Origin of the sequence: Agromyces humi, from assembly GCF_009720255.1 — a bacterium.
In the GTDB taxonomy this organism is placed as follows: domain Bacteria; phylum Actinomycetota; class Actinomycetes; order Actinomycetales; family Microbacteriaceae; genus Agromyces; species Agromyces humi.
The window spans coordinates 1-8,133 of record NZ_WJSP02000162.1; the positions used below are offsets into that span (position 1 = coordinate 1).

Sequence of the window (8,133 nt, forward strand, 5' to 3'; positions counted from 1 at the left end):
CGTCACCCGGGCGGATTCGCCGCTGCGCGTCGCGCGCGGCATCCGCTCGGCGTGCGAGGCGCACGAACGGCGACGACGACGGGCGCTCGCCGCAGCCCACCCTGACCCGCCGCGAGATGGAGGTGCTCGGGCTGCTCGCGCAGGGCCTCAGCAACAAGGAGATCGCCGGGGTGATGTGGCTGAGCGACCGCACCGTCGAGCGCCACATCACCAGCCTCTATCGCAAGATCGGCGTGGCCCGCCGCAGCGAGGCGACCGCGTTCGCCCTCCGGCACGGCATGGGGTAGGTCGTGCGATCGTGCCCGACTCCTGCGATGGCGGTGTGAGGGGTTCCCCTCAAATCGTGCCGTGAGCCGCCCCGAATTGGCGAGGCCTACGGACGCCGCCCGCACCCGCGTCGCGGGAGTCTCGAAGTGCGGCGCCGGCCGCCACGATCACCGAAGGAGCACCCAGACCATGACCATCACCGAACCCCGCCCCGACGCGGAGCACCGCGAGGGCGACACCTCGATCCGTCCGTTCACCGCCGCATTCCCCGACTCCGACCTCGAGGACCTGCGCCGCCGCATCCACGAGACCCGCTGGCCCGATCGGGAGATCGTGAGCGACGCGTCCCAGGGCGTCCAGCTCGACGTCGTGAAGAAGCTCGCCCGGCACTGGGAGCAGGGGCACGACTGGCGGGCCGCGGAAGCCCGGCTCAACGAGCTGCCGCAGTTCGTCACCGCGATCGACGGCGTGGACATCCACTTCATCCACGTGCGCTCGCAGCATCCGGGCGCCCTGCCCATGATCGTCACCCACGGATGGCCCGGGTCGATCATCGAGCAGCTGAAGATCGTCGGCCCCCTTACCGACCCCACCGCGCACGGCGCCAGCGCCGAGGACGCGTTCGACCTCGTCATCCCGTCGCTGCCCGGGCACGGCTTCTCGGGCAAGCCGTCCGAGACCGGCTGGGACCCGATCCGCATCGCGCGTGCCTGGATCGAGCTCATGCAGCGCCTCGGCTACGACCGCTACGTCGCCCAGGGCGGCGACTGGGGCAACGCCGTGACGGAGCAGATGGCCCTGCTCGAGCCCGCTGGGCTCGTCGGGATCCACACCAACATGCCGGCGACGGTCCCCGACTCGATCCAGGCCGCGCTCACGAACGGCGACGCGGCGCCCGAGGACCTCTCGGCCGAGGAGCGCGGCGCCTGGGACCAGCTCGCGTTCTTCTACGCGCACGGCCTGGCCTACGCGCAGGAGATGGGCAACCGGCCGCAGACGCTCTACGGGATCGCGGACTCGCCGGTGGGCCTCGCCGCGTGGATGCTCGACCACGACGCCCGCAGCTACGACCTGATCGCGCGGGTGTTCGACGGGGCATCCGAGGGGCTGACCCCCGATGACATCCTCGACAACGTGACGCTCTACTGGCTCACGAACACTGCGGTGTCGTCGGCGCGGCTCTACTGGGAGAGCAAGCTGCCCTTCTTCGCACCGAAGGGCGTGAAGCTGCCGGTCGCGGTGAGCGTGTTCCCCGACGAGATCTACGCCGCCCCGCGCAGCTGGGCGACGCAGGCGTACCCGAACCTGATCCACTTCAACCGCCTCGAGCGGGGCGGCCACTTCGCGGCATGGGAGCAGCCCGAGCTGTTCTCGCAGGAGATGCGCGCCGCCTTCCGGTCGCTGCGGTGATCCGGCATGGCTGACACTGGATCGTTCGGGAGCATCCGACAGGTGGACGCCGGTGTGCTCAGCGTCGGCTACGCCGAGGTGGGGCCGCCAGACGGCCCGGCGGTGCTGCTCCTGCACGGGTGGCCGTACGACATCCACAGCTACCTGGATGCCTCGGGGCTGCTCGCGGCGCAGGGTTTCCGCGTGATCGTGCCGCACCTCAGGGGGTACGGCTCCACGCGGTTCCTCGATGACGACGCGCCCAGGAACGGCCAGCAGGCCGCCCTGGCGTTCGACGCCATCGCCCTGCTCGACGCACTCGGCGTCGAGCAGGCGGTCGTCGGCGGCTTCGACTGGGGCGCGCGGTCAGCTGGGATCGTGGCCGCGCTCTGGCCCGAGCGGACCCGCGCGCTCGTGGCTGTGAGCGGCTACCTGATCGGCGACCCGGCGGTCAACCGTCGCCCGCTGCCGCCGGCGGCCGAGCTCTCGTGGTGGTACCAGTTCTACTTCGCCACCGAGCGCGGGCGCGACGGCTACGACGAGTACCGCGACGAGTTCTCCCGGCTCATCTGGCACACGGCGTCACCGCAGTGGAGCTTCGACGATGCGACGTTCGCGCGGAGCGCCGCATCCTTCGACAACCCCGACCATGTCGCCATCGTCATCCACAACTACCGGTGGCGGTTGGGGCTGGCCGAAGGGGAGTCGCGCTACGACGACGTCGAACGGCGACTGGCCGCCACGCCGCCGATCACCGTGCCCACCATCACGATGGAGGGCGACGCCAACGGGGCGCCGCATCCGCAGCCCGAGTCGTACGCCGGCCGGTTCACCGGGCCGTACGAGCACCGGCTGATCACCGGGGGCGTCGGGCACAACCTGCCGCAGGAGGCGCCCGAGGCGTTCGCGTCCGCGATCGCGGATGCGGCGGGAATGGCCGCCGACCGCGCCACCGCCGCGGCCACGACTGGAGGAACAGATGTCCGATCACATCGAGAATGAGGAGGCGGTCGCCGCGACCGTCATGAGGGAGGGCCGTGGCGGCCTGTTCCGCTCGCTCGCGCACCGCCTCGCGGGGGATCGGGAGGTGCTCCCCGACGAGGGCCGCCTCCCGTCGTTCGACCGTGCGACGAGCTGGTTGAACTCCGAGCCGCTCACGCCGGCGGGCCTGCGCGGCCGGGTGGTGCTCGTCGACTTCTGGACGTACACCTGCATCAACTGGCTGCGCACGTTCCCGTACCTGAAGGCATGGGCGGAGAAGTACGCGGACGCCGGGCTGACCATCGTGGGCGTGCACACCCCCGAGTTCGGCTTCGAGCACGAACTGCGCAACGTCATCGCGCAGTCGGGCGCACTCGGCGTGCACTACCCGATCGCGGTCGACAGCGACTACGGCGTCTGGGACGAGTTCGCGAACCACTACTGGCCCGCGGTCTACATCGCCGACGCCGAGGGCCGTCTGCGCTATCACCACTTCGGCGAGGGGGAGTATGCCCGAACCGAGATGGTGATCCAGCAGCTCCTCGTCGAGGCCGGCGCGGAGGGCGTGGACATGGACCTCGTCATGGTCGACCCGCAAGGACTCGAGGTCGCCGCCGACTGGCGTTCGCTGCGCTCGCCCGAGACCTACCTCGGGTACGGCCAGAGCAGCGGATTCCTCGCGGAGGACGCCGCGCTCTACGACCGCCCGCACGACTACGAGGGGGCCGGCGGCCTGCCGCTCAACGCATGGACCCTCACCGGCGTCTGGACGCAGGCGCAGCACGCTGCAGTGCTCAACCAGGCGGGCGGACGCATCTCGTTCGCCTTCCAGGCGCGGGACGTGAACCTGGTGATGGGACCGGCGACGGTGGGTGCGTCGATCCCGTTCCGGGTGCGGCTCGACGGGCGGGAGCTCGACGGGGCGAATGGCACCGACGTGGAGGCCGACGGGCGGGGCGTGGTGCGCGACCAGAACACGTACCAGCTGGTCCGGCAGCCGGGCGAGGTCGAGGAGCGCGTCTTCGAGATCGAGTTCCTCGAGGCGGGGGCGGAGGCGTACTGCTTCACGTTCGGGTGAGCGAAATGAGCGGCGGTGAGTGGCGGTGAGCGGCGGCCCGCCCGGCACTCGCGTGGTGGTCACAACCCGCCCGGCCGGCCGGTCAATGCTCATGACCGGCCGGCCGGCCGGCCGGGCGGGCCGAGAGCAGCGCAAGGCGACAGGAGAGCCTCATGAGCACAGCAGATGCGTCCGAGCGGTTCGAGTACCCCGATTCGGCGGGGTATCCCGACGGCGCCGGATTCCTCGACGAGGGCACCGAGCAGCTGGTCGACGAGGTGACCGCCGACGCCGTTCGTGCGGTGGACCGGCCGTCGGCCGACGCGGCATCCGAGGTCGAGGTGCAGCGCCGTGACGACGTGCACGCGTACGTCGCCGTGATCGACGGCGTCGAAGTCGCGAGCATCCGCTACGACGAGGTCGACGGCCGGATCGTCGTGCAGACGACGACGGTCGAGCCCGAGTTCCGCGGGCGCGGACTCGCCACCGACCTCATCGCCGACGCGCTCGACGACCTGCGAGAACGCCGGATGCCGGTCACGGTGCGCTGCCCGGTCGTGGCGTCGTTCATCGCGGCTAACCCGCAGTACGCCGACCTGGTCGAGGCGCGGCATCCGGACGCCTGAGCGTCAGCGATCCGCTCATCACCGTTCGCACGTTCGCGTGTGGTGGGCGCTTCGTCACGTCGAGACGTTCAGGTACTTCGCGATCCGTTGGGCGGCCTGTTCGTGCATGCCCTGATCCCACAGCGACGTCTGATTGGGAGCCACGACGATGCTCATGATCGAGCCGGATCCGTCGGCGACCCCGGAGACCGTGATCTTCTGCACGGCGGACCATCTCCCTGGGAACAGGCCGCCGATGAGCAGCTCGACGCCGTCGGGCGTCTCCGATTCGCTGCGGACGTCAGTACACGCACGCACCGCACGACGGGCACGTTCGAGGGCATCATCGACCGGCAGCGACGTCGGATACTCCAGCTCCCATGTCTGCCAGCCCGCACTTCGGAGCCGGCCGTCTCCACTGGCTGGTACGCGCGGCTCGGCGTCACGGTCGGTCGACGTGACCGACGCGCCGATTCCGTCGTCGTCCGTGCCTCTGCCGCCGATGACGACGCTACCCGCGGCGTCGAGATGCAGCACGACGGAGACCCACTCCGCCGATCGGAGGAGGCCGGATCGCTCGATGGGTACCTCTGAGATCGCACGGCGACCATCCATGGTCGCCTGCTCGACGTCGCCGTGGGTCACGATCCCTCGATGGAACGCCTTGGCGAAGGGGAGTGCCGCGCGGTCATTGACCTCGAACTGCATCGAGACGCACGCGGGCACGCCTTGATGCACGATGGCGCCGGCGACGCTGTGCGCCACCTGCCTCCCGACACCCATCGCGCCGCGACATGCATTGAGGATGACGAGACGGAGATGAGGGTGCGATGCGAGCGTCGCCCCCAACCTCGACGCGACGACCAGATCCGATCGGCCGGCCTCATCGGTGAACGCCAGGAACCCCTGCGCAAGTTGCGGGTCGTAGCCCCCATGACCAGAGAAGTGCACGACGTGCCACGGCCCGTCATCGCTGAGCGCGTCTTCCAAGTCCGAGAACGTGCAGACGCGAGTTTCCGGGGTCAGGAGGTGAGGCTCGACCGCGCCACCGAGTCCTGAGAGCTCGGTGACCAGCATGCCGAACTCACCGCCGACGTCGATCGCGCCCTGGTCGTCGGGTGTGGAGCCGACCAACAGGATGCGGATCGGGTTCAGTGCGGAGAGTTGCGCCATCGGGCCGACTCGAACGGGGTTCCGGGTGATGCTGACCCGGGGATCGAGCGCGAGGTATGCCGCGGTGGCGGGGTCGCTCAGGAACTCCCACGGTTGGGCTGCGACGAGCCCGGAAGAAGTGATGATCTCGATCCGGATGCGACGACCATTGCGTCGAGCAGCCTCCACCTGGTGGGGCCACTGTCCCCAGAGTCCCAAGGTCGCCTCGAACAGTTGCCGCCCATGCTGCAGCATTCCCGCTTGAGCTTCGGCGACCCGCTCACGACTGGCCGCATCGACGACGTTCGCCGTGACGAAGTCCTCCAGCTGGTCCAGTTGGGCGAAGTCGAAGGCCGGCAGCTCGGTCGAACGTTGAACGTCACCGAAGGCGGCCGAAGAGATTCCGACTTGCACGGCCAACGTGCCGACCTGCTCCGCCCCTGCCTGGCCCGACGGGGTCAGCGACATTCGAACCAGATCGATGGTCATCCCTCACCTCCCATTTCGCAATGGCGGGTCGGCTGCTCATCGTCCGGCTGGCCGACATATCGCGAACACTGGCACCGCCCCGAGGAGACCTCAATGCATTGGGCCGCCGCGCCCCCATGTTTGGGGGTCTCGGTCGTCCTCCCTGCGGCGGGTGCCTTCCCCGCAGCCGTCGAGCGGAGGAGGATCGGATCGCACCTGTCCCGGCGCCGCAGTGAGGAGCACCCATGTCGACCGATTCGCCGCACGAGCCGGCGCCGCCGTCCGCCGAAGCGACCGATCCGCCCCGCGATTCGGACTCCATCGCCCGACGGATCCTGAGACTCGACGTGGCGATGAAGCGATGCGGCTATGTGGCCGTCGGCCTGAGCGGCCTGGTACTCCTTCTGGGGCCTGGGGATCTTCTCTCCGGAGCCACGCTGTTCCCGCCGATCATCGTCACGCTGATCGTGTTCGCGACCCTGTCCCTGGGCATGGCGTACGTGCCCCTGCTGATGGAGACATCGCGCTTGAAAGCGCGACTCGCGGAGGGCCGAGCGGGTGAGGACGATTCGGCCGGCAGGTACGACCCCACGCCACATCATTGGTACATCGCCGGGGCGGTGACGCTCGCCGTCGGTGGTCTGATGATGGTGATCGGCAGCTGGCTCGCCGCGTTCGTCTGAAACCGAACGGAGCTGCGTCACGGGTGACAGAAGACGTGGCACACTCCGGACACGCAGCCTTGGGGTACGGCCGCGATGAGAAGCCCCAACGTGACCGATCCGATGATGCGATTCCCGATGCGGCCGCGAAGCGGCACCCACCTTCGCGTCGACGTGCGGCGGAACGATGAAGAGTCCATCGGGTCCCCCTGACTCGTAGACTGCCTTGCCCGGACTCTAAACCTCGCGCGAACGAGCCGAAAGTACGAGCCACAGGTTCCGCGGCCCCAAACCGGGGCACATGCCTGTCGGGCGGTTCCGTCGACGAGCGGTACACCGATGCAGTCCCAGGCGCAGGCCGGCCAGCGTAGCCGTCGCGATTCCGCGAGAATGGAAGGAGACGTGAAGGGGCCTGACATCATGAGCGAGCTGACGACGGACGCGACGACGGATGCTGCGGCGACGATGCCGCCCGGTCGGGGCGCGCCCACCCCGCACGGCCCCGGCCACCACGCGATCGGCTGCCCCGAGTGCTTCGAGGAGCTGCAGCGCAACCGCGACTGGTGGAAGGCCCGCCCCGAGGGCTCGCGACTCGTCGGACTCGTCGTCGCCCGCGACGATATGCCGTCCGTCGTCGAGCAGCGCAACGACCTGGCCGCGTTCGGCGTGGCGATCCTCGACTTCAAGCACCCCGCGCCCGAGGGCACGATGACGTGGGAGCAGCGATTCGGCCTGCTGTTCGAGACGCTGCGCGCCGGTGACGTGCTCGTCGTGGCGAACGAGCGCGCGCTCGGCAGCACGTCCGAGGAGGTCGCGCGCACCATCCGCACCCTGCAGCGGCACAACCTCGTCGTCAAGGTGCTGAGCCACGGCGCCCCGCACCTCGAGACGGCATCGCTCTAGGGTGATCACCGACCGCGAACTCGCCCGGTGGCGGCTGCACGCGCAGCTGCTCGCCGCACCCGCCGAGGGCGCAGAGGAGGTGGTGCGCTCGTTGCTGGCCGTGCAGGCCGAGAACCCGTCGCAGTCGGCCTGGGCCGTCGCGACGCGCACCACGTCACCACGCGAGGATGACCTCGCGGACGCCCTCGCCGACGGGCGCGTCCTGCGCATCCACGTGCTGCGCTCGACCTGGCACTACGTGCACGCCGACGACGCGCAGTGGCTGCAGGAGCTCACCGCGCCGCGGGTGATGCCGGTCTTCGCGCAGCAGTTGCAACCGCTGGCCGATCGGCTGCCCGCACTCGACGACGCCGTCGAGGCGATGCTCGCCGAGTCACCCGACCGCACCCGCAGCGATCTGGCGTCCGCCCTGGCCGAGCGCGGCGAGGAGCTCACCGGCCAGCAGCTCATGCTGCTGCTCGGACGCCTGGAAGTGCTCGGCCTGGTGTGCAGCGGGGTGCCGCGCGACGGGGAGCACACCTACGCCCTCTACACCGAACTCGGACTCGAAGGGCCCACCCGGCGGATGCTCGACTGGCTCCTCGAGCACCTCGCGCCGAACGCCAGCGACTCCGCCGAGTGGGCCGCCCGTCTCGCGTTCATGACCGAG

General features: G+C 69.9%; 9 protein-coding genes. 8 read left to right on the top strand and 1 reads right to left on the bottom strand.

Translation table 11 applies throughout. The annotated features are described in order from the left end of the window. From GH736_RS13210 to GH736_RS13230, 5 genes are all read left to right on the top strand, one after another. A partial coding sequence (locus GH736_RS13210) for a response regulator transcription factor (RefSeq protein WP_235934170.1) occupies positions 1 to 287 on the top strand: 287 nt, incomplete at its 5' end. 169 nt (positions 288 to 456) lie between these two features. Then, positions 457 to 1,677, top strand: a complete 1,221-nt coding sequence (locus GH736_RS13215) for an epoxide hydrolase family protein (RefSeq protein ID WP_159604004.1) — start codon at positions 457 to 459, stop codon at positions 1,675 to 1,677. A 6-nt stretch (positions 1,678 to 1,683) separates the two neighbouring features. Beyond that, a complete protein-coding gene (locus GH736_RS13220) occupies positions 1,684 to 2,658 on the top strand; it encodes an alpha/beta fold hydrolase (protein WP_159604006.1) in 975 nt (324 codons plus the stop codon). After that, positions 2,636 to 3,715: a thioredoxin family protein gene (locus GH736_RS13225; RefSeq protein WP_235934172.1), complete on the top strand. Its 1,080-nt coding sequence runs from the start codon at positions 2,636 to 2,638 to the stop codon at positions 3,713 to 3,715. Before GH736_RS13220 ends, GH736_RS13225 begins: the two co-directional genes overlap by 23 nt. A gap of 152 nt (positions 3,716 to 3,867) precedes the next feature. Next, positions 3,868 to 4,320, top strand: coding sequence for a GNAT family N-acetyltransferase (locus tag GH736_RS13230; RefSeq protein WP_159604008.1), 453 nt, complete (start codon positions 3,868 to 3,870; stop codon positions 4,318 to 4,320). Positions 4,321 to 4,374: 54 nt separating this feature from the next. Here GH736_RS13230 and GH736_RS13235 read toward each other — a convergent pair whose 3' ends face one another. Then, positions 4,375 to 5,940, bottom strand: a complete 1,566-nt coding sequence (locus GH736_RS13235; RefSeq protein ID WP_159604010.1) for a CHAT domain-containing protein — start codon at positions 5,938 to 5,940, stop codon at positions 4,375 to 4,377. Positions 5,941 to 6,164: 224 nt separating this feature from the next. On the opposite strand from GH736_RS13235, the gene GH736_RS13240 reads away from it, so the two are divergent. From GH736_RS13240 to GH736_RS13250, 3 genes are all read left to right on the top strand, one after another. Further along, positions 6,165 to 6,602, top strand: a complete 438-nt coding sequence (locus GH736_RS13240; RefSeq protein ID WP_159604011.1) for a hypothetical protein — start codon at positions 6,165 to 6,167, stop codon at positions 6,600 to 6,602. 399 nt (positions 6,603 to 7,001) lie between these two features. After that, complete coding sequence (locus tag GH736_RS13245) at positions 7,002 to 7,484, top strand: dehydrogenase (RefSeq protein WP_159604013.1); 483 nt, start codon at positions 7,002 to 7,004, stop codon at positions 7,482 to 7,484. Between the two features lies 1 nt (position 7,485). Then, a partial coding sequence (locus GH736_RS13250; RefSeq protein ID WP_162529558.1) for a DNA glycosylase AlkZ-like family protein occupies positions 7,486 to 8,133 on the top strand: 648 nt, incomplete at its 3' end.

Excerpts from the sequence above, each read along its gene's own strand:
- GH736_RS13240 (WP_159604011.1), top strand. The coding sequence starts at position 6,165 with ATGTCGACCGATTCGCCGCACGAGCCGGCGCCGCCGTCCGCCGAAGCG.
- GH736_RS13230 (WP_159604008.1), top strand. The coding sequence starts at position 3,868 with ATGAGCACAGCAGATGCGTCCGAGCGGTTCGAGTACCCCGATTCGGCG.
- GH736_RS13225 (WP_235934172.1), top strand. The coding sequence starts at position 2,636 with ATGTCCGATCACATCGAGAATGAGGAGGCGGTCGCCGCGACCGTCATG.
- GH736_RS13215 (WP_159604004.1), top strand. The coding sequence starts at position 457 with ATGACCATCACCGAACCCCGCCCCGACGCGGAGCACCGCGAGGGCGAC.
- GH736_RS13235 (WP_159604010.1), bottom strand. The coding sequence starts at position 5,940 with ATGACCATCGATCTGGTTCGAATGTCGCTGACCCCGTCGGGCCAGGCA.
- GH736_RS13220 (WP_159604006.1), top strand. The coding sequence starts at position 1,684 with ATGGCTGACACTGGATCGTTCGGGAGCATCCGACAGGTGGACGCCGGT.
- GH736_RS13245 (WP_159604013.1), top strand. The coding sequence starts at position 7,002 with ATGAGCGAGCTGACGACGGACGCGACGACGGATGCTGCGGCGACGATG.